Origin of the sequence: Chlorogloeopsis sp. ULAP01 (assembly GCF_030381805.1) — a bacterium.
In the GTDB taxonomy this organism is placed as follows: Bacteria; Cyanobacteriota; Cyanobacteriia; order Cyanobacteriales; family Nostocaceae; genus Chlorogloeopsis.
The window spans coordinates 110,840-137,446 of sequence record NZ_JAUDRH010000011.1 but is presented as its reverse complement, the minus strand read 5'-3'; the positions used below and the strand labels follow the sequence as shown (position 1 = coordinate 137,446).

The following is a 26,607-nucleotide window of genomic DNA, read 5'->3' as shown; positions in this document are numbered from 1 at the left end:
TTAACAGTAGGTTGTATCTAGTCTGACTTTTCCCCACAGACAACTTTTTAGAGTTAAAGAAAATTATTGTGCTGTTAGTAATGTTGTAAAATTCATCCAGTCATTACAGCAAAGACAAAATTAATTAAGAAAAGTTCTGCCTACACCAATTTAACCTAGCTGTCAACAACTAACTCAGAGCGGAGCAAAATCTAAAGACAAAACGCTAACTCAAATGATGAAAAAATGTAGCGATCGCCTACACAACATCATCAATTAGCAAAAATAGTACTAAATCTTTCCAATCAAATTTGGATTTTGATTTAGATTCAGACATAGTACGATTTTGACTCAGTAATTAAAGCCTCAGTCAAAGCAAAAGCTTGGCTGAGGCTGATTGTTATCTATTTACTAATGAATCAGAAGTTAAACTGATACCATAGTGAGTGGTACTTTGAGAAAATTTTAATTTTTATTTCTACCTTTTAATCTCTCGCCGTTAATTTCCACTCATCCTTTTACCACCACTGCCGATTTCCTTCTTCATCAACTCGCGCTTCTCGAATCACATCTGATATTTCTTCAGCATCTTTAACATGATGTAACGCTTTTTTTTCACCGTCCGGCTCTTCTACAACAAAGTAAGTCGGTACCTCGATCTGATCGCCTGTGATATCGGGGGCGTTTACCGCTTGTTGTTGGGATTTTTCTTCGATTGTTTGTGGCTGATCAGAAATTACATCACCAGGATTGGCGGTGCGATGAATTTTTTTTTCTTTGTTATCTTCCATTACACTTTCACAGATGAGATATGTTAAATTTGCAGTTAAAGTAGCAGGCAAAATAAACTTAATACTTTGGCAATCCTAGATTGCCACAAAGTGAAGACTAGCTATTTAGCTGTCTTCATCAGTTTATTGGCACCTAACTACCTATCAAACTAAAAGAAATAACAGTACATTCTCTTCTTTCTATAGGGGTAATTATTCTAAAAAATCTAATTATGGTAGTTTTATGGATTGATAGCTGGTTGTGAATTGAGCGGTCTGGTTGGTGGAGTAGCCCATAGAGGAAACTTCAGGTGGACTGAGGACATTGTTTAGACCGACCTTAGCACCTAGCTTCTTTTGCAAGTTAAAATCATGATCCAAGTTGGATAGATCTAGTTAAGGAAACATCAGCGGTTGAGAGTACCGCTGCCAGTAATGTTGAAGAAATTGCCAATTGCAGATCGGTGGGAAAACTATGGAAAATGATGCGGCTACGCTCTACTGCCCAAATGAAAATTGTCAGGCTCTCAATCCTCTTACCCACAACTTCTGCCAGCGATGCTCTACACCCTTACCTAAACGCTTCCTTTGGGCTGTCACAGATGGATTGAACTTGGGTCAAAGGGGAGATATATTAGATGATCGCTATTTAGTCATAAATAGATCTATTGTTTTAGATACCAAACCTGGTTATTTACCTCAAACACCAGATCCAGACAAATTACACGCTATTAGACCTTATTTAAGACTATTTTCCTACCGCTTGCATATACCGCAGGTATACGGAATCTTGCCACTTTTTGATGGACAGCAAGAACGAGAAATACTACTTTTAGAAAAATCTCCAATTAAAATTACAGACGTTACAGCCTTAAGCGAAGTAGATTTGTATAGCGAATTTACCTCTGCTTGGTGTAATGCTACATCAATGCGCCAACTAAATTGGCTTTGGCAGATAGCGCATCTGTGGCAACCCCTAGCAAGTGAGGGCGTTGGTTCTAGCTTGTTGAACTCCCAATTATTGAGAGTGGAAGGATCGTTAATTCGGTTGCTAGAATTACCATCACCTCAGGATTTTGTCCCAAGCTTATCTGAGTTAGGCGAATTTTGGCAACAATTGCAGCCAGGAGCAAAAAGTGCGATCGCCGAGTTTGTTAGCGAAATTTGTCATTATTTAATTAACAAAGATATACAAGCCCCAGAGCAATTAATTAGAGTTTTAGATAAAGGACTGGCAGAACTAGGGCAAGCCCAATCTCCGAAGATTACAATTGCAACTAAAAGCGACACAGGGCCAAGTCGCCAACGTAACGAAGATGCCTGTTATCCTCAAAGTGGTAGCATCATTACTAAACCACCCCACTCCTGTGCTTTGACAATAGTTTGTGATGGCATTGGTGGACATGAGGGTGGCAATGTAGCATCGAATTTAGCAATTGACACTATTCAACATCAGGTACAGGAACTGACTAAAGTTCCTTACGACCATATAGATCCTATTCTCCTACTAGAAGACTTACAACGGGCAGCAGCTGTTGCTAACGATAAAATCAGCCAGCGCAACGACAGTGAAAGTCGCCAAGGACGCCAACGGATGGGAACAACCCTAGTGATGGCTTTACCCGTTGGGCATGAAATTTATATTGCTCATGTTGGCGATAGTCGTGCTTATTGGATCACACCTTACGGTTGCTATCAAGTTACCCTCGATGACGATGTCGCCTCCCGTGAAGTACGCTTAGGCTACGCAATTTACCGGGATGCCGTGCAACAGGGTGCTTCTGGTTCTTTGGTTCAGGCGTTGGGTATGAGTCCTAGCAGTTCATTGCATCCCTCTGCCGAACGTTTTCTTGTTGACGAAGATTGTATTTTCCTGCTGTGTTCTGATGGTTTGAGTGACTTTGACCGCGTCGAACAGTATTGGGATACAGAAATTTTACCCCTACTGCAAGCAAAGACTGACATAGCAAGTATTACAGAGCGGTTGATCGAGATAGCAAACACCGTAAATGGACATGATAATGTCACAGTTTCTTTAGTACACTATCAAGTTCAATACTCTGAACCAGAAACCAAATTAGCAAAAGTCTTGCCTGAGTTTTTTAGCATTTCAGCAGTAACAAAGGCTTCGTCTCCAACTCTACAAATTAAGCCAGAGGGTTTTAGCTACAACCAAAAAACTCAAGTAATTCCTGATACTGCACCTAGTAAGCGTTCTCAAGTACCACTACAGCTAGTTATTATTTCAGTATTAGTACTCCTTGGTGGTTTTGTCGGATACTTGTTGCGCCAAGGAGGATATTTAAAGGGGAAAGTTCCTGATTCTCCACCAATTACAAGCACTATTCCTCCTGTTACTGTCACCTCACCACCACCTGTGGCAAGCGATCGCGCCGCGCTGATTCAAACTGCAAATGAAATATCATTTACTACAATTGACTCATCTTCAAAATCGGTAATTGTTCCAGCTGGTAGTGTGTTGCAGATTCTCAATGATATTCAACAAACAAATCCAAAATCTTGGGTGTACTTGCGAGTCTGCTCTGTGGGAGAAGGAGTTACTCTATCTACAAATCCATCCAATCCCCTATCAACTCCCATCGCTAAAAAACCGATGGTAAAGCAGGGACAAGAAGTTAGGATACAATTAGCCGAGTTTAATTTATTGCCAAATATTTCTACACCCGCACCTAAAATTAATCAATGCCTAGCAAGTAATACTGCTGTCACTGCTGGGGAAGAGCCATCATCCGTTGAGTCTACTCCTACACTTAAACCTGAAAATAAAGTTCCAACATCAAGATATTAATGCTGTTAACAGCAGTGAGTCAAAAATAGATAAACTAGTAAAAGCCCGAATTTGTACAAGTAAAAGCCAGAATCAGTAACTTAAAAAAGGCAAATTGTTGTCTCATAAAATAATTATTTGTGATTTGAAATTTTTCATCTTACGCTTTTTATGTAATGAATCCATCCCTGAACTTGGCGATTTCCCATCTTGTCAATACCGGCCCTGACAATTTCGCTATTTGCGTTTTTGAAGCTCCTTATCCTAGTGGTCGTGTGATTCATGATTGCGTTTGGCATCCGGGCTTAACTCATGCATGGCAAGAGTGGCAGCAGATGTTTGCTCTTCATAGTCGCTTAGACATTTCTTTTGGAGTCACACCTCAAACCCAAAACATACCCTCAAACGAGTTGCTTCCTCTTACTTCTAGTCAGACAACCAATTACACCAGTCGTCTGATGCAATATTTAGGCATGAGTCTGTGGCGCTGGGTATTCGACGGGCCGATTTTGGGGTGTCTGGAACGCAGTTCCGGGATCGCTATGGGTCAGAATACACGTTTGCGCTTTCGATTAGAAATTCGCGATCCAAGGTTAATAGCTTTGCCTTGGGAAATCATGCAACGCGAAGCTGGGCAGTCAGCAATGTCATTGTCCCAAAATATTTTATTTAGTCGTACTACAAGCGAAGTTGAACCTCTGCCGCGTTTGCGACTTGATCGCGATTTAAATATTTTGCTTGTTTTGGGAGAAAATGAAAACCTCCAGCTAGACAAAGAAGCAGCTATTTTAGAACAAACCCTTGCCACTGGCTCTGGATTTGGCAGTAATTTCCAGGGATACGCACCTTGTACTGTTAAGACACTTTTGCAACCAACCCCACAGCAGTTAATCAAAGAGCTAGAAACAAAAGCTTACAATATATTCTTTTACGCTGGTCATGGTCTACCAGGCCCCGATGGAGGATATCTGTTTTTGCGACCGGAAATGCGTCTTAATGGCATGGAATTAGCACAAGTGTTATCCCATACTGGTGTAAAGCTCGCTGTTTTCAATGCCTGTTGGGGAGCGCAACCTGCTGCTGTTCAAGGACAAGCTATACCCTCAAGTAGTTTGGCAGAAGTTTTGATCCGTAATGGTGTGCCTGCTGTTTTGGGAATGCGCGATCAAATAGCTGATCAAGAAAGTCATTCCTTTATTCAGTCCTTTGTCCAAGGTTTACAAAAGCGACTGCCGATAGATCATGCTGTTGCAGAGGCAAGACAACACCTGTTAACAGTTTATAAATTCAACCAACCCGCTTGGACATTGCCGGTTTTATACCTACATCCAGAATTTGATGGCGAATTGCTCAGAAGCTATGAGGAAGGAATTACGGAACTACCAGAAACTTCTATACCTGGGATCGGTTCTTTGTTTCCTGCTGCCTGGTTAAAGTCGGCTGGTAATACCTATACGCTTCAAAGTGGAGTGACTCGGATTGGTCGCACCGCAGATAATGATATTGTCATTCCCGAACCATCCGTGTCTAAGCGTCATGCCGAAATCTTATGCCGCAATACTTTCACAGGCGCTACTCCCGTGCGAACCTATTATCTACAAGAAAAGTCCACCTATGGTACGACTTGGATTTTACGCCCTAATGGTTGGCAGCAAATCCATCGACAGGAAGTGCCTTTAGAACCAGGAATGCAACTAAAGTTTGGTAGTATGAGAAGTCATTGTTGGGAGTTTACAATCGAGGACTCCTAAATTTTTCAATATTTAGAACGTGTTGTTTACAGTTGTAGCATTCAGTAAAAAATATCAGATATATCTAACAAAATTAAATTTCCCGTGCGGAAATTATGTGCCAGCAGTTGTAGCTGTAAATACCACGAATTAATTGATTGGGAGACGAGACATGAATAACAAAATCAACAGCTCAGATGATTTTCAAACTCTACCATCTCAAATGGATTTGGAATTCTTAGAAGCTCTACTACAACCTGAAGATGCTACTTATCCTTGGAATCCAATCCAAGAACAGTCAGATGAGTACTTTGCTCAACTCGAAGAACAGTTCGCTCTTCAAGATGTGCTGGAAGATGAACTTACTATCCGCTCGCAAGCTTTCTACAGCCAGTTAGATACGCTGTGGACTGCTAATACAGAGCAATACAATTGTAGTATGAAGCAAAGCATAGTTGCTAGACTTCAAGAAAGTTTACAAACTAGTTTTGCTACACGTGTACCCCAAGAATGGTTGAGAGCGATCGCTCAAAAAACAACTGAAATGATTAACTCTAAGCAGTCAATGGCGGAGCAATTAGTGGATTGTGTTCAGGGTTTACTACCTGGTTGGGGTTCAGAGGATTTGTTGGTATTAGCCCGTCCTTATGCCTACGCCATGAGGAGTAACGAGTCACAAAAAACAGCTGAAAATGTAGTTAATAACGTTGGAGAGGGCGAGTGGGCAAATTTATCTGAAATTGAGCAAGCAAGAATCAGCTTCGCGATCGCTTACTATGCGCTTCGGAAAATCAACACTTTGCAAGGAGAAGCCTAAACTCAATCTACGCTGTATCTGGATTAATTCGATTCTTTTGGCAAGTAGTTCTGCCTACAAGTGGCGCTTCATATTGCTTTCAGTAGCTATCTGAAATATATTTACTGGTTATAAAAGCGCCATTTTTTTAGCATCAAGAAGCTGATCGTAAATTCCATTATTGCTCTATCTACAGACAGAAATTATTAAATATTAATTATTTATTTCTATAAACCTAGTCCATTTGTAGGTAGACTACTGCCGCCTGTAACCTGTATCCTGTCACCTCATTTACCTATCTAGGCCCAAGAAAGCGAGTAGCAAAATTATGTTCACGTGTGGGTGATAATGCCCGTGCTTTCAGGATTGCTGCCATCAAAAAGGCATAAGACAACACACCTACAACTACCAGTAATAAGCCATTGAGAGTTCCGGTAGCGTTCCACAAAGCATGGAGTCCAGAAGCAGTTAGGTAACCAATTAGTAATATTTGCCAGCTTTTTCTCGGTTTGAGAACAGCTAACCCAATAAAATAGCCGAGATAACCGCTATAAGCCATATGTCCTGCCACAGAGCCTAAAATCCGGGGAATTAAAAGTTGTAACCCTGCCAGTTGACCGGCTCCGTCCCCTGCTTGAATGGCAACATTTTGTGTAATTTGTGGTACGTATTGGCCTAGTGTTTCCAACAGGGTAAAGCCTACGGCAGAAGCGGTTCCTAACAAAATGCCATCCAGAGGTTCCCAGACACCGATACTTTCCCGCCAAGGCGATCGCACTCCTTTACCGATCGCATAGGCTATGAGTATAGGTAATGCTTTGATCAATTCCTCCATCAAGCCCGCACCAAAAAAGTAGCGGATTAGTAATTCTGTAAAGGTAATAGATTCCTGATCTGAGGGCAAGTTTCCCGGTAGTCGATCACGAAATACGAAGATAAACAAATCTAACAGCGGACTGAGCAAAATGATGATCGTTGTTAGTGCCGCACCTAATAAAACCCACCAAGGCTTGCGCTTTCCACACAGTTGGTAAATAAAATAGTAGGCGGCAAATGCAATATAAGAGCCGACAATTACTTGGTTCGCTTGTGGATCGCCTACAGTGGCAAACATTAATACGACAAAGACGACTGTGAGAATTCCTGGTATCAGATAAGCTTTACGAGTGAGGTCTTTGCCAGTAGAAATAATTGGAAACAGTTGGGTAAAACTGACTGAAGAATCAGGAAGTGTGGGTGGTTGATATCCTGCTGGTGGTAATGATGTAGCGTCGGAAACAGATGATATTACAGTATGTTGGTGGTTGATTGTGTACTCAAACAAAAATTCTGGCCCATCATAACCGAGAGTAATGCGATCGCCCGGCATCAATTGCTGACAACCCTGCAAGCGTTGTCCATTTAAATAGGTACCATTGGCACTATTGAGATCGCAAATCACCCAATTACATTCGCTATCGGTCGATGAAGGGAGAGGACGAACGACCGCATGACGACGAGATACCATGCGATACATCATGGCATCTAAGACAACTTGACAGCTGGGATCGCGTCCAATTACTACTTCTTTACTGGGGAACAGCGAGTAGCGAAATTCTGATCCGTAAGCTGTTACATTACCAGACACTAGCCGCAGAAATGCATTTCGTCGTGCGTTTTTGCCCGTCATTGAGTTGCAGGGTAGTAATAAATAGATCGAAACAATAACTAGCAATAGGAATTAACCTTAGCCACATTAATAGCAGCGTTGCTAAATACAACTATAGCTTTACTCTTTGTTGAGAAAATGGAAATTAAAGAAATCAAAATAAAAATGTTATTAAGGTTATTAACTATCAGTTTTTGCTTTTAGTTAACTGTTGATTACTAAAAGATATGATAGTGGGTTCAATCTTCCTCGCAATTGGATGAAAACTGTAGTGTGAGCAAGGAACTGCATCAGTAAAAGCCGATACGGTTCCTTGGATACTAATAGCTTGTGGTTTCAGATGGGCGATCGCTTAACTTACTGTTGCCATTTCGGGATGCTCAATCTTCGTGCCAAGAAGTTTCAGGAATTCTGCTAGCCAACGAGGATGAGCAGGCCAAGCCGGCGCAGTTACCAAATTGCCATCAACTATTGCCTCGTGCGCTGGAATTTCTACATAGCTACCACCTGCACGATGTACATCTGGGCCACATGCAGGATAGGCTGTGCAACTTTTTCCTGCCAAAACATCCGCATCTGCCAGGATTTGTAAACCGTGGCAAATTGCAGCGATCGGCTTGTTAGTTTCGGCAAAATGACGAGTGATTTCTAATACCTTCTGATTCAAGCGGATATATTCTGGTGCGCGCCCTCCAGGAATAACTAGAGCATCATAGGTATCAGCTTTTACTTCTGCAAAAGTTGCATTTAAGGTGAAGTTGTGACCAGGTTTTTCACTATAAGTTTGATCACCTTCAAAATCGTGAATCGCAGTTCGTACCTGTTCGCCTGCTTTTTTATCAGGGCAAACAGCATGAATTGTGTGTCCTACCATTTGTAGCGCTTGAAAAGGAACCATTACTTCATAATCTTCTACATAGTCCCCAACAAGCATCAAAATTTTCTTTGCAGCCATATTTTATGTCCTCGCTTTGATGCTAAAAAATCACCGATACAAAATCTACACTATCTTTGTATTTTTATAACTTGGAATTTTTGATCCACTTTGCTGACTTTCTAAATTTACAATTAAATTGTGCAATTTTTTAATTTTATGTACTACGATTTATTGAACAGATTGAATTCCTTTAATGCAGGCACAAAATTTTTATTCTCATGTCCAGAACGGCTGAGTTTAATCAAGGCAAAACGTTGTAATGGAGTTAAGCTTGCCCACTGTTCAGTTGTAATAACAATACTTATTTCCTGAGCTTTTTCATTAACGCTAGTTGGTACAGTTTTAACATCCATCCATGCAGGATGAGACTCAATCGGCAATTCGCTTGCTGGTGTGCCAGTACGTTGTAAAATCAACTCTTGAATATATTCTCGATAAGCTTGAATTTCAGATTCTGTTGAACAAGGTAATTCAACTAAATTTTGGCGTTCCAACTGAGTCATGTGATTCCAATCTAATAATTTCAGCTTAATTCCACAAGTATCTAGTTTGCAGCGCACCTGCATAGGGATACAACGCAAAGACTCAACAAAATCTGCTTCAAATTGAAAAAATTCTGTCATAAACTAGAACCAATGAGAACTAGTAGAAATTAATTAAGTAGAAGTCAGAAGATAGAAAGTTGTAGGGTGTGTTATGGCTACGTAGGTATTTGAGAGTGTAAGAGAGCGAGAGCTAGCCGTAAAGCACCAAGAAATGCGGTAATTGACGCGTTGTTTTAATGTACTTTACAATTTAAGGTTTACTAGCATAAACCCTACACTACAAATTAATGTCTAGCGTTCGTGCTACGAATCATCCAGTAACTTATTGATAAAGCAAGTATGGCCACTCCTAAACCAATAATATCAACACCTGATACTTTCTCTAGGTCAAGAATAATAATTTTACGAGCCACTGCAATCAATGAAGTTACGATTACTAATTCTACTTGCAGAACGTGTTTTTTGAGATAACCTGTGATATTTTCTAAAATTTCTAAAGCTATTAAAATATTTAAAAATAAACCAAATATTTTATATAATGTGGTATTAAACTTTCCATATGGCGCGGTAAATAGCTCTTTAAAAAGAAAAAAACCTAAATCTCCGATCGCTGTTAGAATAACCAGCACCATAAAAATAGAGAGAACTTTAGACACCAGCACCTCTATATTTTCTATTAGGTGCATAAAGTTCTCATCTTTGCTAGTTTCTTTGACTTGCTTAAAGAGTTTCCGCATCTGCTAGACCCCGTTTTAGATAAAAATTTTATTCAGAAAGAAGGGGTTTACCTAGCTAGCAGCTTATCATTATAGGGGTTGCACTAGGTGAGAAGTTAGAAAAAAGAAGTCAGAAGTCAGAATCAAGAATATTCTTTATTCTATAGAGGCTGAGAAGTTGTTACCTATAGAGTGTTGGTGAATTTACTGATTCTTCTTTGAAAACCTTACTTTGTAAGTGGTGTGCAGTCATTCTGGCTTCTAAAATTCTGTATTGTAAGTTCTTTGTTCAATGGGTTTGCTGATAAACCCTCTGTGAAATTTCTGTAACTGTTAGCTCAATATTAGCTGGTACTAGCTGTACCGCACAAGCTTTTAATTCTGGTTGGAGGGAATCAGGGCAAGATTCTGGATGAGTAAGAGCGTTGGCTTCTGCATTGTCTGCCCACAGCGCCCCCCAATGCATAGGGACAAACACTGTACCAGGAGCGATCGCCTTAGTAATTTTGGCTGGAAACTTAGCTTGGGAACGGCGCGATCGCACTTCTACAAATTGGTTATCACTAATTCCTAAAACAGCAGCATCACGGGGATGAATTTCAATAAATGGTTCAGGGTGCATTTGGCGAGTTTTTTCGATTCGACCGGTGCGTGTTTGGGTGTGCCAATGTCCATAAAGCCGTCCAGTCGTCAGCACAAAGGGGTAATTCGGATCTGGTGGTTCTGCCAGCCCCCGTGAGTGATACGCTCCAAACCGAGCACGTCCATCAGGAGTGTGAAAACGCAAATCTGTATAAAGCCGCTTGCCTTGGCGAGAAGAAAGGGAGTTTTCTTTCCCCGCTTCCCCGCGTCTCCTCGTCCCCGCGTCCTCTTCATTCCCCGTGTCTCCTTGTCCCCGCGTCCCCGTGTCCCCTTCCGGATGCGGCCATTGAGTAGGGCCTTGTGTTTGTAATTGCTCGTGACTCAAACCCGTCATATCGCAAGGGCGATCGCGTGTTAGTTTGACAAACTCCGCGTAAACTTCAGCAGAATTAGCAAAAGCGAACTCGCCCACAAAACCTAACCTACGACCAACTTCGGCAAAAATTTCCCAATCTGCTTTCGCTTCTCCTGGCGGTCGGCGGAATGCCGGACACAGTGTTACTGTTCGTTCGGAATTAGTCATCACGCCAGTTTTCTCACTCCATTGCGCTGCTGGTAATAAGACATGGGCATAGGCAGATGTTTCTGTTGGGTAATAAGCGTCTTGGTAAATGGTAAAAGGCGATCGCATCAACGCTGCTTGAGTTCGTTTCAAATCCGGCATACTCACCGCCGGATTGGTAGCAGCAATCCACAATAGGCCTACAGAGCCGTTTTCCAACCCCATAATCATGTCCCAAGCGCTCATTCCTGGAGTAGGTGAAATCTGTCCTCGCTTTAGTCCCCAAACGTCTTCAACTTCAGCACGGTGTTGGGGATTTTTCACCAATCGATAACCAGGCAACAAGTGTGCCAAACCCCCGGCTTCTCTTCCTCCCATCGCGTTTGGCTGACCTGTAAGCGAAAAAGGCCCAGCTCCTGGCTTGCCAATTTGTCCGGTCATCAGGTGCAGGTTAATAATAGTTCTAACCTTCGCTGTACCTTCTGAGGACTGATTCACACCCATTGACCACAGAGAAAGTACGCGCTGGGCTTGACTCCAGTATCGAGCTGCTGTTTCTAAATCTTCAACGCTGATGCCGCATTGATGAGCTACCACTTCTGGAGAGTAGTGCCGAATCACCTCAGCATAAGCAGAGAAGTTACTGGTACATTCATCAATAAAACCAGCATCAATATAGCCCCAACGCATTAATAAATGAGCAATCCCATTCAACAAATCGATATCTGTGCCAGGACGAATAGCTAGATGTAGATCTGCGGCTTCTGCTGTGGGTGTGCGTCGGGGATCAACCACAATCATTTTGACTTTGCGATTCTTTTTGTGGTATTTCTCCAGTCGGTTGAAAATGATAGGGTGGCATTCTGCTGTGTTAGTACCAACTAAAAAGGCACAGTCGGTTAGCTCTAAATCCTCATAACAACAAGGAGGCCCATCCGAGCCAAAGCTTTGGATGTACCCAGCCACAGCACTAGACATACACAGGCGAGAGTTGGCATCAAAATTATTGCTGCCCAAGCATCCTTTCAAAAGTTTCTGGGCTATGTAGTAATCTTCAGTTTGAAATTGCCCCGAACCATACATACATATGGCTTCTGGCCCTTGGGTGAAACGCACTGTTTGAATACGCTTGGTGATGATATCAAAAGCTTCCTCCCAACTGACACGTCGGAACTCCCCATCCAAGGATTCTCGTACCATTGGGTATTGCAGTCTGTTTTTGTCTAAAGACTCAGCGATCGTAGCACCTTTGACACAAACCATTCCTTGACTGGATGGATGGGTTTTATCACCCCGTACCCGCCAAATTGGATTTCCTTGATTATCTCGATAAGTTGCTTTGCCTGGTTGCGCTGGTGGGGAGACTTCTAATCCACAGCCTACACCACAGTAAGGACACAGAGTTTTGGTAATTTCAGTCATGGTAATCGCACCATGTTCCTTGTTTATTTAAATACTGAAGTCAAGTTTTGTAAATGAAAGTTTTGAACAACTGCTGTATTTCCAATACTTTTATATTCAATTCAATTTATTTAAAAAAAACTTGAAATATTTATCTAGAAGTTGATTCATTTAAAGATTAATTTGGAAAATTTTAGTTTATTTAAATTAGATTAATTACTGGCAAAAGTATATTTACTTAAATTAAAGAGCAAGTCAACCACATAAAATGTTTCCTGTGATACAATTTTTGAGTTAAGAGGTAATTTTTAGTCTGAATTTATATTATTTAATCAATAAAAATTAGTTATACATAATTTTTAAAATATACTTATAATTCTGTATGATCGCAATATTAATTAGCCTAACTAAAATCAAAACTTACATAACCTACTATATTATTTAGATAGTTATTACTCATCTTAACGACTCAGTAGAAATAGTTAAATAATTAAGTACAGATTGTAAGTATATACAGCTTTAAAAGCCTGATTTTAGATTGTTTTTCGTCACTATCAACAAAAATGTAATTTATTTATATCTAACTGAATAGTTAAATATTTCTAAGAAATTAGATATAAAAAGTGATGAATAATTAATTAAAATCTGAGGAAATATTTTACTAAAACTGATTGCTTGAATTGATAGTCTAAAAAATAATTTTTGTAATTTAATTTATAAACTTAATATTATAAGGAGCATTTCCTAGATAAATTCCAAGGAATTTTAGGTATGCTCCCATACTATGTTCAAACTGAAAATTGGCGCTTTTACCCTACTTTAATTCCTTGTTGAGAATGGGAAGTCTTTCTGCTGCTAATTCAGGCGCTTCACCTTCATGATGTTCAGCAAAAGAACCCTTTGGTTCTTTAAGAAAGAACCAGCACAAGAAAGTAACAATCAAAGCAGCAACTCCCAAAGTTTGGAAAAAGATTCGATTGCCGACTTCACCAGGAGGTAAAAAGCTGTATAGAGTAAGGTAAGCCACGGCTCCTACATTGCCGTAAGCACCGACATTTCCGGCAATTTGACCAGTCACTCGTCGCTTAATCAAAGGTACGATCGCAAAGGTTGAACCTTCCCCAGCTTGAACAAAGAAAGAACAAGCCATAGTTACAAAGATTGCTAAGGGTAGCCACCAATTGCTATTCACTCCGCTCATCAGCAGATAGCTAATCCCCATGCCAGCAGTCAATACAGTCATTGTCCATCTGCGACTGCCTAAGGTATCAGAAACCCAACCACCACCGGGACGTGCAAATAAATTCATAAATGCATAGCTAGCGGCAATCATTCCTGCTAACACTTTGTTGAGACTGAAGCTTGTCTCAAAAAATCCGGGAAGCATGGAAACAACTGCAAGCTCAGAACCAAAATTGACAAAGTAAGTTAGTTCCAGTAAAGCAACCTGAGAAAACTCATAGCGATCATCAGGGGAATAACGCTTCTTACCTGCCATCAATTCATGATTGACATCCCAGCACTTATAGGCTTGGAACAGGTACAAACCAACTAACAGCAGGTAGACAATCAGCAATTGACTTTGACTGAGTAAGCCAATTTGAGCAATCCGCCAAGCCAATACGCCTAAAATGCCGACGAGGGGAATATTCATCAACATCAGTAGCCAAAAACTTCTGCGGCTAGTAACTTCCATCCCACCGTGGCGCTTAGGGCGTTGATAGACCTTACCAGAGGGAGTATCTTGGGCGTTGAGTAGATAAATAGCTCCGTAGATAGCAGCGATAATTCCAGTCAGAGCGATCGCAAAACGCCAGTTAATTTGTCCGGCAGCCAGAAATGCTGTTCCTACAGCAATAGAAGGCAAGGTAAAAGCCGCAGCTGCTGAACCAAAATTACCCCAGCCACCATAGATTCCCTCAGCTATGCCAATCTCTTTGGGCGGAAACCATTCGGCAACCATACGAATGCCAATCACAAAACCAGCACCAACAATACTCAACGCCAAGCGGCTAATTACCAACTGGCTGAAGTTCTGTGCCATTGCAAAGGCAAGACAGGGAATAGCTGCATACATCAGCAGCAGTGAGTAAGTAATTCGCGGGCCATATTTGTCTAAAACCATACCAATTATTATACGTGCTGGTACGGTAAGGGCGACGTTACAGATAGCAATAGTTCTGACTTGTCCTTCAGTTAAGCCGATCGCTTCTTTGACTGCTGTTTGAAATGGAGCAAAGTTAAACCAAACTACAAATGATAAAAAGAATGCAAACCAAGTCAGATGCAAGATGCGGTAACGGCCTTGAAATGACAATAATCCTTTAAGCATGCAAGCCTTCCTAAGTGAAAAAATACACAGTGATATCTAGGAGCGATAGAGCAATTACCCTAGCTGGATTTTTTCTAGATTTATGAACAAAATTTCTGAAACAAAGCGTAAGATCCTTAGAAATCGTTAAAACTACTCTTCAGGGTGAGCGCAGCGACGGTATAGGAAGTCAAGGGCATAATTCCGCAAGTTGTAGTACTGGGGATCTTCCATGATGCGGCGACGATTGCGGGGGCGGGAAAAGGGAATTTCTAAGACTTCACCGATATTAGCAGCAGGGCCGTTAGTCATCATCACAACTCTGTCGGCCAAGAAAATAGCTTCATCAATGTCATGGGTAATCATCAACACTGTGACTTGATGTTCGCGCCAGATTTGCAGGAGTTCTTCTTGCAATTCTTCTTTAGTGATGGCATCTAATGCCCCGAAGGGTTCATCTAGAATCAAAACTTGGGGACGGATTGCGAGGGCGCGGGCGATCGCGACTCGCTGCTTCATCCCACCAGAAATCTGATGAGGTTTGTTTTCAGCCGCTTCTGTCAGCCCTACCATTGCTAAATGTTCTTTAACGATCGCTCGTTTTTCTGCCTGGGTTTTTTTGGGAAATACAGAATCAACAGCTAAGTAAACGTTCTCAAAGACACTCAGCCAAGGTAGCAAACAGTAATTCTGGAATACCATCATTCGATCTGGTCCTGGTTCGGCGATCGGCTTGCCTTGTAAGCAGACTACACCATCAGTAGGTGTATTGAAGCCAGACACCATATTGAGCAGCGTAGATTTACCACAGCCAGAGTGACCAATAATACAAATGAATTCGCCTTCACTAACCTTGAGATTAACTCCATCCAGCACTGTATGAGGGCCATCCGGAGTTGGGTAAATTTTGGTTACACCCTCAATCTCCAGAAAATTTCCTACTTTTTGGATTGGCTGTTGATTGATTTGATTATTTTTATTGATGGTTCGCATGAGGTAATTTGTTAATTGTTGGTTGTTAATTGCGATTAACTATTAACCATTAGCCATTAACTAATGACTAAATAAATACTTCTTCAACACGGATCTGACGTTTAATTTCCAGACTGTTGAGATACTCTATCGGCTTAGAAGGGTTAAAGACTTTACCATCAAACAAGTGAATAGGGTCATCTTGTCCGATATCGAGCAAGCCGAGATCGCGTGCAGCCGCTCCAAATACATCTGTGCGGCAGACTCGTTCAATCACTTCCACCCAGTTTTTAGGAAAGGGTACTAAGCCCCAACGCGCCATTTGGGTAACCATCCACAGCAATTCAGTACGGTTTGGATAGTTGGTTTGATTGAGATAAAACTGGTTGTATGCTCTTAGTTCCTGCGGTTTTGTGCCATCGCCGCGATCGTAGGGATCGGTAAAACCGGGACGGGCGTAAGCAGGATTGATATCAAGGTACTCAGGGCGGCAAATTAATTCCAAAACTTCTTCGCGGTTGCGGAGATCGTCGCAGTATTTGCAGGCTTCTAACAGTGCTTTGACTAGAGCGATATAAGTTTCTGGGTATTTCTGCGCCCAATCTTCCCGTACTCCCAGCACTTTTTTCGGTTGTCCCGACCAAATTTCCAAAGCGGTGGCGGCAACAAAACCTACGTCTTCATGAACAGCAAGAGAGTTCCAAGGTTCCCCAGCACAGTAACCGTCAATAGTGCCGGCTTTGAGTTGCTCAACCATTTGCGTTGGTGGCACTACCGTCAGGCTGACATCCCGATCAGGATCTATGCCACCAGCAGCTAGCCAGTAACGCAGAATTAAATTCTGCATTGCCGTTGGATGCACTATTCCCAAAGTCAGAATTTGATCGGGAGAGGCGTTAATCGCAGCTTTTAAGTCAGCTAGGGTTCTGACACCTTCGCTGTACAATTTCTTGCTTAAGGTGATGGCGTTAGCGTTGCGGGAGAGATTCAGAGCGTTGACTACGGGGATGGGTGTTTTGCCACCAGCGCCTAAAGTCAGGGCAAGGGGCATACCAGCAAGCATCTGAGCGGCATCTAATTTACCAGTAGCAACACCTTTGGCGATTTCCGTCCAATTGGCTGCGCGGCTAAGGGTGACTGTTTCTAATCCATAAGCAGCTAAGAAGCCCTTTTCTTTTGCCACAATTAAGGGTGCAGCATCAGTTAGGGGCATAAAGCCAATTTCTAGGTTGACTTTTTCTAAACCGCCAGAGGATATAACTGCTGGTGTTTGAGTCTGCCCAGCTTTGCGTTTTTTGAGGAGTTTTTGCTGGTTGAGGAAGTAAATCATTTCGTTCCGCAGATTGTAGTAGCTGGGATGATTGACTACTTCCAAACGCTGGCGGGGGCGGGGGATAGGTACTTCCAGAATTTGCCCGATATGAGCTTCTGGCCCGTTGGTGAGCATGACAATGCGATCGCTCAACAATAGAGCTTCATCCACGTCATGTGTCACCATCACACAGGTAACGTTGTGTTCATTACAAATTTTCATTAATTGTTCTTGCAAGCTACCCCGTGTTAAGGCATCCAATGCCCCAAAGGGTTCGTCTAGCAGTAACAACTTAGGACGCGTGGCTAGGGCGCGAGCGATCGCCACCCGTTGTTTCATCCCACCAGATAACTCGCTGGGACGTTTTTTGGCTGCATGACGCAGCCCCACCATGTCGATATGCTCTTCGACAATACTGCGGCGATCGCCCTTTGACTTATCTTGATACACTTCATCCACAGCCAGAGCAATATTTTCCCGAACTGTTAACCAGGGGAGCAACGAGTAGTTTTGAAATACTACCATCCGGTCTGGCCCTGGCTCTTTGACTTCCCGCCCTTCTAGAGTCACACCGCCAACACTTGCTTGATCTAAACCTGCAATGATATTAAGCAAGGTGGATTTACCACAACCAGAGTGTCCGATCAGGGAAATAAATTCCCCTTGCGGAATTTTTAAATCAATATTTTTTAGGGCGATATATTTACCACCATTGGGAATATCAAATACACGGTCAACATGGTCAACTTCAACAAAAGTAGTCATTGGTCATTTGTCCTTTGTCATTGGTCATTTGTTATTTGTGTTTTGTCATTTATTTTTAGCTAATGACTATTGACTAATGATGACTATTTCTGTTCTACTGCTACAACTTTGCTAGCGACAAAAGCGACTAATTTATCTAGAAATAAGCCAACCAAGCCGACATAGATGAGAGCTATGATAATCTCACTTAAATTGGTTTCTGTTGTTGTATTGTAGGCATCCCAAATAAATGAACCAATTCCTACACCACCAACCAACATTTCCGCAGCTACAATTGCTAGCCAAGATAAACCGATACCAATTCGCAATCCTGTAAAGATATAAGGAACAGTGGCAGGAAAAACTATTTTAAAGAAATACTTGACTCCTTTGAGCCGTAACACCCTGGCAACATTGATGTAGTCTTGGGGAATGTGTTGCACACCTACTATGGTGTTAATCAAAATTGGCCAAATGGATGTAATAAAAATCACGAAAATAGCTGAAGGATTTGCCTGTTGAAATGCTGCCAAGGAAATTGGCAACCATGCTAGAGGTGGTACAGTTCGCAAGACTTGGATAATGGGATCTACTGCATTATTGAGTAATTTATTAGCGCCAATCACAATTCCCAATACAATACCGACAACCGCAGCTAACGAAAAGCCCAAACCAACTCTGCCAAGGCTATTAAGTATTTGCCAACCTAAGCCTTTATCAGTTTCACCATTATCGAAAAATGGATTAATTATAAAAGGATCCCATGTTTCGGAAATTGTTTCTATTGGCCCTGGTAATTTAAAGTTAGGGTTTAAACATAGTAATTGCCAAATTACCAGAAAAATAGCGATGGCTACTAAGGGAGGAATGATTTTTCTAGATACTAATTTATTAAAATTGCTACGGTTCTTTTTTCTGATAGTACGACTTCCAAGAATAGCAGCCATGATCCTAATTCTCCAATTGCGATCCAGTGGACTTGTTGAGATATTTTTACAAACCAAATAAATGGGCTAGGACATTAGTAAATATGCTAATTGTCTAGCCTTGAAAGTGATAATTAGACTTTCTTGATTTTCAAGCTTTTTAAGTATGCTTCTGGTTTTTCTGGATCGAATTTGACACCATCAAAGAAAGTCTCTACACCGCGAGAAGTGTTGGTAGGAATTTCTGCATCAGCAACACCAAGGGCTTTAGCGGCTTTCTTCCACAAGTCCTCTCTGTTCACCTGGTCTACTATTTCTTTAATCTTGATATCTTGTGGTAAATAGCCCCAGCGAATTTCTTCTGTTAAAAACCAAGTATCGTGGCTCTTGTAAGGATAGGAGGCATTATCAGCCCAAAACTTCATCCGATATTGGAAGTTTTGTTGCTTGCGTCCATCGCCATAGTCAATATTGCCTTTAGACCGTTCTAAAATATCTGCGGCGGCAACGTTAAAGTATTTGCGATCGGAGCAGATTTTGCACATCTCCTCTTTGTTTTCACTCGCATCACACCACTGTTGGGCTTCCATAATTGCCATCAACAGTGCTTGGGCAGCATTAGGATTTTTATCAACCCAATCTTTGCGCATAGCAAAGGCTTTTTCTGGATGGTTGTTCCACAACTCACCTGTTACCAAGGCTGTATAACCCAAATTTTGGCTTACTAATTGGGCGTTCCAAGGCTCTCCCACACAAAAGGCATCGACAGTACCGACTTTCATATTTGCCACCATTTGTGGGGGTGGTACTGCTTCCAAAGCCACATCTTGATTGGGATCGATGCCGCCAGCTGCGAGCCAATAGCGCATCCACAAATCGTGGGTGCCACCAGGAAAAGTCATTGCAACTTTCATGGCTTGTTTATTGGCTTTGGCTTGATCGGCAGCTTGTTTTAGCCCTTTACTCTGTAAACCAACTTTCAAGTCTTTCAATTTATTGGCAACAGAGATAGCCTGACCGTTAGTATTTAACCGTGCCAAGATATACATCGGCACTTTATCATTAATGGTCATGAGATAGGGCATGGGGCTGAGGATGTGTGCGCCATCAATGCCGCCACCAGCCGAGCCAATTTTTAAGTTATCACGGGTTACAGGCCAGGATTTTTGCTTGCTCACTTCAACATCTGTCATGCCGTACTTGGCAAAGAAACCTTTTTCTTTGGCAATAATCAAGGGAGCAGAATCAGTGAGAGCGATGAATCCCAACTTAGCTTTGGTTGTTTCTACTTTGGGAGCGTTAGCTACAGCAGTTGAATTAGCAGCAGGTACGGCGGAAGGTGTGCCATTACTTGTTGTAGCTGAGTTAGAGTTACTGGAGGAGCAACCGTGAGCCAAAATAGAAGCTGCTGCGGCTGCACCTGTAGTAATAATAAATTTTCTTCTCGAAAAACTGCTCATTTGTGTTGGTGGTGGATAGTGGATAGTGGTTAGTAGTTAGTAGAGGAGGCAGCGCGCCCTTGGAGGTTCCCCGGAGCTTTCGGAGTCTCCGGCTCCGCTCCGTTGTAGCGACTGCCGTGCGGGTTTTGTTGATAATCTTGCCGTTCAAACTGATAATTTATCTTTTAAACCCGCCCGTACAGTGGTTAGTACATTGTTAGTGGTTAATTGCTAATTGTTGATTGCAATTAACCATTAGCCATGAACTATTAGCTAATGACTCACCAAAGCTTCTTGCCTCGGTTTCGCCCCAAAGTTCTGAATGAGTAAGTCTCGCAATACAGGCTGTAAGTCTTCGCAGGGAATGCCTTTTTGCACGCAAGTTCCCAAATGTGCTTCTTTGCCAACTTTGCCGCCCATATAGATGTCAACCCCTTCTACTGTTTTGCCGTTTTTACGGACTTTGGTTCCCATCAAGCCGATATCTGCTACTTGGGGCTGTCCGCAAGAGTTAGGACAACCAGTCCAATGGATTCGCACTGGATGAGTGAGTTCTAGCTCTTCTTCTAGGGTTTTAATCATTGCTAAAGCACGCTGCTTTGTTTCAATGAGGGCAAAGTTGCAAAATTGTGCGCCGGTACAAGAAACGAGCGATCGCGTTAATTGTTTAGGGGTAATTGAAAACTTCTCTAGCAGCGGTTCTGTTAAAAACATCACCAAGCGTGAGTCAGAAATATTGGGGATAATTACATTTTGCTCAACTGTGAGGCGGATTTCACCGCTACCGTACACTTCTGCTAGACGTGCGATTTCAAACATATCATCGGCGGTTAACCTACCGACAGGAACGTGCAAGCCGACATAGTTTAATCCTGGTTGCTTTTGCTTGTGTACCCCAATGTGATCGCGTTTTTCCCAATCAATTTCGTCTTTTGGCGCTGCGGGCAATAATGACTTACCCAAGTGATTCTCGACTTCTAGGCGAAACTTTTCTAAACCCCATTCATCAATTAGCCACATCAGGCGGGATTTTTGACGATTGGCGCGTAAACCGCAGTCGCGAAAAACCTCCAAAACCGCCCTACACAAGGCAACTACATCTTCTGGCAGTACCCACGCATTTAGAGGAATGGCTGCTTCACAGCGTTTGCCAGAAAAGAAGCCTCCGACTAGAACGTTAAAGCCAAAGATTTTTTGGGAAGTGGAGAGTGAATCAGACGCGGAGAAATTATCAAAAATATTCTCCGTGTCTCCACCTCCCCTTGTCCCCGTGTCATCTTTAAAGGCTGGCACGAAAGCCAAATCGTTAATTTCTGCGTGAACGGAATTATCTCGTCCACCGGTAATGGCAATATTAAATTTCCGTGGTAGGTTGGTGAATTCTGAATTACCTTCGCCTTTATTGGTAATCATGTCTTGAATTTGTTGCACCAACTCACGAGTGTCGAATAACTCATCCGCATCCAATCCCGCTACTGGATCGCCAGTAATGTTGCGGACGTTATCCATCCCTGATTGCACACTGGTTAAGCCGACTGTATGAAATTTGTTAAAGATTTCCGGTAAGTCTTCTATACGGATGCCTCTTAATTGGATATTCTGTCTAGTAGTAATGTCAGCGCTGCCGTCATCGCCGTAACGCTGCACTACTTCTGCTAACACTCGCATTTGATGATGAGTGAGAATCCCGTTGGGCATCCGCATCCGCATCATAAATTTACCTGGTGTGACTGGGCGAAAGAACACACCCACCCACTTTAGGCGATGATCGCGATCCGTTTCGTCCATTGCCTCCCAACCTAAAGAGGCAAATTTTTCAATCTCAGCCTTGACGGCGAGTCCATCTTTTTCTGCCTTAAATTTCTCGAACTTATTGAGGCTGGCTGTGGTAGTTGCTGCGTTTGTCATGAGTAAATTCTCATTGCAATTTGCTGCTTCCAAAAAAATTTTCTGGATTTTTGACTAATCATCGATCAACCTTTCGCCTCATATCTTCCCGGTGATTTAAATTTAGGAGGTATAAGGAAAAAGTTATATTCACCCTGCCCCCTAAAATGAGGGAAGTTTGGTCAATCTTTAAGTTTGAATATTGATTTTGTGATGACTCACATCTGCTTAAGTTAAACTTAAAGTTGTAAATACATAAATTTCGTATACGTTGTTACGAAATGTAAGCAAAATTGTATAAAATGCATGATAAAAATGCGTTTTTTGCATAAAACTGAGCGAAAAGTTACAGTTAACGCTTTTGACTACAGGCGATCGCAGATATTCTGAAGGTGAGTATTACTTGTAATCTCCTAAAGTTTCAGTGAAATTGGTAAAACATAGAGTAAATTTCCAAAAATCCACCTTGGAATCGCAGGGAATTGAGCAAACTGTGAATACTTTCCATCAGCTTTTACTGGAAGCGCAGACAGCACATGATGCAGGTGACTGGCAGTTGCTAATTCAATGCCTGCAACAGTTGGTTTTAGAAAAAAATTTAAAAAATCCACAAGAAGTAGAAAATCGAGAAAAACTGCTGAGTTTAGCACTATGTGTCCTTGCAGTTGGAGATTTTCAGCAGCGCTGGGAGATTGCTAAAGTATTTGTAAATTTAGGAATAATCGCTATTCCCTCATTGGTTGAGATCCTGATAGATGAAGAGGCAGAAGAAGAATTACGTTGGTATGCAGCACGTGTATTGGGAGAGTATCGACATCCAGAAGCAATAGCTGCTTTGATCGAATTGCTGAAAACGGAAGAAGATGAAGAACTAAAGACTGTAGCTACAGCAGCATTGGGTCAAAGTGGTACACTTGCTATTAACGCTCTCACAGAATTGCTTGCACAAGAAAGTACACGTTTATTAGCCGCGCGATCGCTTTCCTTAATTAGACACCAAGAAACTATCGCACCACTGTTGAGCGTAGTAGAAGATCCACAAGTAGCCGTCCGTGTCGTCGCCATTGAAGCCCTCACTAGCTTTCATGATCTTCGTGTACCACCGACACTTTTAAAAGCTTTGGATGATGTCGCTGCCTCTGTGAGACGAGAAGCAGTGCTAGGTTTAGGTTTTCGTCCTGATTTGTGCGGTTCGTTAGATTTAGCAAACAAACTCAAAACCAAGCTCTATGATTTTAATCTTGAGGTTTGTTGTGCAGCGGCAATTGCCTTGTCTCGGATTGGTGGTAACGATGCTGCTATGTACTTATTTGAAGTGCTGATATCTCCCAATACACCAGAAAAATTGCAATTGGAAATTATCCGCGCTCTGGGCTGGATGGAGAACGCCAAGGCTCTTGAATATCTTCAAACCGCACTCAACCAACTGGGAGCAATGACACTGTGGCAGGAAATCGTTACGGTTTTGGGGCGAGTCACCAATCCGCAGTTAACCCCGATCGCAGCACAAATACTATTAACTATCTTGCAACAAAGGCACCCAGCAGTTGAAATCGCCACAGTTAAAAAAGCGATCGCACTGTCTTTAGGACAATTAGGCAAAAAAGAAGCTGTTGAACCTCTAATTCAATTTGTGGCAGATGCAGATGCGCTGGTAAGACTGCACGCGATCGCCGCATTAAAAAATCTTGCTCCAGAAACAGGAAGACGAAAATTGCAGCAGTTAGTAAACAGTGCTGCTTTAACACCTGATTTGCAACAAGCTGTCTTTACTGCTTTAGCTGAGTGGTAAAGGAGGAACGGGGGACAGGGGATAGGTATAGATTTTTTAGATTTCGCGTTTGGATCGACGCGGGGACACGGAGAATCAAGAGGACACGGGGAATATTTTTGATAATTTCTCCGCGTCGCCCTCCGGGTTCGACAGTTCGCAACCGACGGAAACCGCCAGGACTGTGACTGCCTCACCGCGTCTGGTTGTCTTTGCGTCTTCTTTCCTTCCTCTAACTATAAAATGTTATGAGAATGATAAGATTTCAATATTCATTTTTTTTAAGAAATCATCAAATAATTGTTCAGGATACAACAAGCTAAAACTCCCGTTCACACGCGAGGATGGGTCTTTTATCAAAAAGTAACTTAAAATTCATGCCCTGCAAGAAGAAGGTAGATGTAACAAACTCTACTAAAATGCTACAGGAAATACGTTAAGTTAGTTCCAGCCATAAATGTAATTCAGGCTACACAAAAATGCGACTAGAACAGTTGCAAGCCTTTCTGGCGATCGCGGAAACCGGTAGCTTCCAAGGGGCAGCAAGAAAATGTGGTGTTACCCAATCGACTATCAGTCGCCAAATCCAGGCACTGGAAGGAGATTTGGGATTGGAGTTATTTCATAGAACAAGTCAGGCGAAACTGACGCTAGCTGGTGAACGGTTGCTTCCCCGCGCCCGCAAAATTTGCCAAGAGTGGCAGACAGCTACGCAGGAAATAACAGATTTAGTAGCAGGAAAGCAGCCTGAATTGTGTATAGCTGTGATTCACTCGCTGTGTGCTTATTATTTACCACCAGTACTGCAAAAATTTTGTCATGACTATCCAGATATACAGTTGCGAGTTACATCCTTGGGCAGCGATCGCGCCCTAAAAGTCCTTAAAGATGGGCTGGTGGATATGGCAATTGTCATGAATAATCGCTTTTTAACTGTTGGCAAAGAAATCGTGGTGGAAACCCTATATGATGAACCAATAGAAGTTTTAACAGCAGTCAATCACCCGCTAGCGCAATATGAACGCGTTCCTTGGCAGGAGCTGATTCGCTATCCGCAAGTGGTTTTTAAGGATGGTTATGGGATGCAACGGCTGGTACAAGATAGATTTGAACGACTGCAAGCTACATTGCAAGCAGTTTTGGAGGTAAACACTCTAGATGCTTTCCGAGGAGTAGTGCGTCAGGGAGAACTGGTGGCTTTACTACCTCATTCAGCCTTAGTGGAAGCACGTAAAGATCCTACACTTGCGGTTCGCCCTCTTGCTAGCAATGGTGGAGTACCTGACAATTCTGCTTTGACTCGCCGAGTTGTGATGGTGACGACTCAAGATCGGCTGCAAATTCCTCCGATTCAGCATTTTTGGCAGTTAGTGCGAGAAAATATACCACCACAAGTTTCTTTGGAGCGATCGGCTTGTTAGTAAATAGTTAGTAGTTAGTAGGGGCAGGTTTCATTGATGATATGAACGGTTAAAACCGACAATTTCTCTTTTAAACCCGCACGGCAGTCGCCACGACGCGCTTATCCCGCAAGGGCGCGCTGCCTCCCGTACAGTATAGTAGGTAGCCACTATCCACTAACCACTATCCACTAACCATTAACCACTAACCAATTACTCTTGAGTGTTATGAGTGATATATTTCGGGAATTACTGAAAAAAGTAGGCAGTGGTAACCATACGGGAGAAAATTTGACTCGTGCGGAGGCTGCTACAGCAACTAGCATGATGCTGCTAGGTGAGCCGACACCAGCCCAAATCGGAGCGTTTTTGATTGCGCACCGCATCAAACGTCCAACCGGTGAAGAGTTAGCTGGGATGTTGGATGCTTACGATCAGATCGGTCCTAAACTGCAACCAATCGCCTCGCCGCGACCGATAATAGTCTTGGGCATACCTTATGATGGCAGAACCCGTACTGCACCAATTAGCCCGATCATAGCTTTATTATTAGCCGCAGCTGGACAACCTGTACTGATGCACGGTGGCGATCGCCTACCCACAAAATATGGTTTACCCTTAGTAGAGGTTTGGCAGGGTATGGGAGTTGATTGGACTAAGCTACCCCTAGAAACGACTCAGCAGGTACTGGAGCAAACTGGTATTGGCTTTGTTTATACTCCTCGTCATTTTCCTCTCACCAAAAGAATTTGGGAGTACCGCGATCAACTAGGTAAGCGCCCACCTTTTGCCACAATGGAATTAATTTGGTGTCCCTATGCTGGTGATGCTCACATTGTTGGGGGATTTGTTCATCCTCCCACCGAAGCAATGTTTCAAGCAGCCTTCGCCCAGCGAAGAGTAACAAAATTTACAACAGTCAAGGGATTAGAAGGTAGCTGTGACTTGCCACGCGATCGCACCGCCATTATTGGCTTATCTGTGCTTGATAATACCCAGACAATAGCCCCAATTGAAAGGTTACATCTGGTTGCTCGCGAATACGGCTTTAGCAGTAAAAATGTACCCTTGCTTGGCATAGAAGAACTCGTGGCACAGATGCAAGAGGTATTACAAGGTATATCTTCAGAATTAATGCAAACAGCCTTATGGAACGGAGGATTTTACCTGTGGCGCTCCGGTATTTGCGATAGTTTGCGATCGGGTATAGCCAAAGCAGAAGAATTATTAGTTCAGGGTGCGGTAGCTGCAAAGCTCCAACAACTTACTCAAGTAGTTTATAATCTTTCTCCAGTTCATAATTCAAAATTATTAACTATTGAAAGTTAAGTAGCCTTTGCTGAACTGCATTCACCAGAACAAAGAAAAAACTTTCTTCCCCTCTGCCTACC

At 42.4% G+C, this 26,607-nt stretch carries 18 protein-coding genes; 6 read left to right on the top strand and 12 right to left on the bottom strand.

The genetic code is table 11. From position 1 onward, the window contains the following. Nucleotides 1–497: 497 nt before the first annotated feature. On the bottom strand, nt 498–770 hold the full coding sequence (locus QUB80_RS21745) for a hypothetical protein (protein ID WP_289791702.1): 273 nt from the start codon (nt 768–770) through the stop codon (nt 498–500). Between the two features lie 454 nt (nt 771–1,224). Between QUB80_RS21745 and QUB80_RS21740 the strand changes: the two genes are divergently transcribed. From QUB80_RS21740 to QUB80_RS21730, 3 genes are all read left to right on the top strand, one after another. Beyond that, nucleotides 1,225–3,558 carry a PP2C family protein-serine/threonine phosphatase gene (locus QUB80_RS21740; RefSeq protein WP_289791599.1) on the top strand — a complete coding sequence of 778 codons (2,334 nt, stop codon included), beginning with the start codon at nt 1,225–1,227 and terminating at the stop codon, nt 3,556–3,558. A gap of 155 nt (nt 3,559–3,713) precedes the next feature. Beyond that, nucleotides 3,714–5,288 (top strand): CHAT domain-containing protein, encoded by a 1,575-nt coding sequence (locus QUB80_RS21735; RefSeq protein ID WP_289791598.1) that lies wholly within the window; start codon nt 3,714–3,716, stop codon nt 5,286–5,288. A gap of 151 nt (nt 5,289–5,439) precedes the next feature. Beyond that, on the top strand, nt 5,440–6,084 hold the full coding sequence (locus tag QUB80_RS21730; RefSeq protein WP_289791597.1) for a hypothetical protein: 645 nt from the start codon (nt 5,440–5,442) through the stop codon (nt 6,082–6,084). A 274-nt stretch (nt 6,085–6,358) separates the two neighbouring features. Here QUB80_RS21730 and QUB80_RS21725 read toward each other — a convergent pair whose 3' ends face one another. The 11 genes from QUB80_RS21725 to QUB80_RS21675 all read right to left on the bottom strand — a co-directional run bounded on the left by QUB80_RS21725 (nt 6,359) and on the right by QUB80_RS21675 (nt 22,066). After that, nucleotides 6,359–7,732 (bottom strand): PrsW family glutamic-type intramembrane protease, encoded by a 1,374-nt coding sequence (locus QUB80_RS21725; protein ID WP_289791596.1) that lies wholly within the window; start codon nt 7,730–7,732, stop codon nt 6,359–6,361. A 331-nt stretch (nt 7,733–8,063) separates the two neighbouring features. Beyond that, nucleotides 8,064–8,666, bottom strand: a complete 603-nt coding sequence (locus QUB80_RS21720) for a DJ-1/PfpI family protein (RefSeq protein WP_289791595.1) — start codon at nt 8,664–8,666, stop codon at nt 8,064–8,066. A gap of 143 nt (nt 8,667–8,809) precedes the next feature. Next, a complete protein-coding gene (locus QUB80_RS21715) occupies nt 8,810–9,271 on the bottom strand; it encodes a nitrate reductase associated protein (RefSeq protein ID WP_289791594.1) in 462 nt (153 codons plus the stop codon). A 206-nt stretch (nt 9,272–9,477) separates the two neighbouring features. Continuing rightward, a complete protein-coding gene (locus QUB80_RS21710; RefSeq protein WP_289791593.1) occupies nt 9,478–9,930 on the bottom strand; it encodes a phosphate-starvation-inducible PsiE family protein in 453 nt (150 codons plus the stop codon). A gap of 268 nt (nt 9,931–10,198) precedes the next feature. After that, a complete protein-coding gene (locus QUB80_RS21705; RefSeq protein ID WP_289791592.1) occupies nt 10,199–12,475 on the bottom strand; it encodes a molybdopterin oxidoreductase family protein in 2,277 nt (758 codons plus the stop codon). Between the two features lie 793 nt (nt 12,476–13,268). After that, nucleotides 13,269–14,786, bottom strand: coding sequence for an MFS transporter (locus QUB80_RS21700; RefSeq protein ID WP_289791591.1), 1,518 nt, complete (start codon nt 14,784–14,786; stop codon nt 13,269–13,271). A 132-nt stretch (nt 14,787–14,918) separates the two neighbouring features. After that, entirely contained in the window at nt 14,919–15,758 is an 840-nt protein-coding gene (locus QUB80_RS21695; RefSeq protein ID WP_289791590.1) for a nitrate ABC transporter ATP-binding protein, read from the bottom strand. A gap of 67 nt (nt 15,759–15,825) precedes the next feature. Next, complete coding sequence (locus tag QUB80_RS21690) at nt 15,826–17,814, bottom strand: nitrate ABC transporter ATP-binding protein (RefSeq protein ID WP_289791589.1); 1,989 nt, start codon at nt 17,812–17,814, stop codon at nt 15,826–15,828. Between the two features lie 83 nt (nt 17,815–17,897). After that, nucleotides 17,898–18,740, bottom strand: a complete 843-nt coding sequence (gene ntrB, locus QUB80_RS21685; protein WP_289791588.1) for a nitrate ABC transporter permease — start codon at nt 18,738–18,740, stop codon at nt 17,898–17,900. 113 nt (nt 18,741–18,853) lie between these two features. Further along, complete coding sequence (locus QUB80_RS21680) at nt 18,854–20,179, bottom strand: CmpA/NrtA family ABC transporter substrate-binding protein (RefSeq protein ID WP_289791587.1); 1,326 nt, start codon at nt 20,177–20,179, stop codon at nt 18,854–18,856. Nucleotides 20,180–20,431: 252 nt separating this feature from the next. Continuing rightward, nucleotides 20,432–22,066 carry a ferredoxin--nitrite reductase gene (locus tag QUB80_RS21675; RefSeq protein WP_289791586.1) on the bottom strand — a complete coding sequence of 545 codons (1,635 nt, stop codon included), beginning with the start codon at nt 22,064–22,066 and terminating at the stop codon, nt 20,432–20,434. 472 nt (nt 22,067–22,538) lie between these two features. Between QUB80_RS21675 and QUB80_RS21670 the strand changes: the two genes are divergently transcribed. The 3 genes from QUB80_RS21670 to QUB80_RS21660 all read left to right on the top strand — a co-directional run bounded on the left by QUB80_RS21670 (nt 22,539) and on the right by QUB80_RS21660 (nt 26,545). Further along, nucleotides 22,539–23,837 carry a HEAT repeat domain-containing protein gene (locus QUB80_RS21670; RefSeq protein ID WP_289791585.1) on the top strand — a complete coding sequence of 433 codons (1,299 nt, stop codon included), beginning with the start codon at nt 22,539–22,541 and terminating at the stop codon, nt 23,835–23,837. 458 nt (nt 23,838–24,295) lie between these two features. Then, nucleotides 24,296–25,237 (top strand): LysR family transcriptional regulator, encoded by a 942-nt coding sequence (locus tag QUB80_RS21665; protein ID WP_289791584.1) that lies wholly within the window; start codon nt 24,296–24,298, stop codon nt 25,235–25,237. Between the two features lie 207 nt (nt 25,238–25,444). After that, a complete protein-coding gene (locus tag QUB80_RS21660; protein ID WP_289791583.1) occupies nt 25,445–26,545 on the top strand; it encodes an anthranilate phosphoribosyltransferase family protein in 1,101 nt (366 codons plus the stop codon). Nucleotides 26,546–26,607 lie beyond the last annotated feature (62 nt).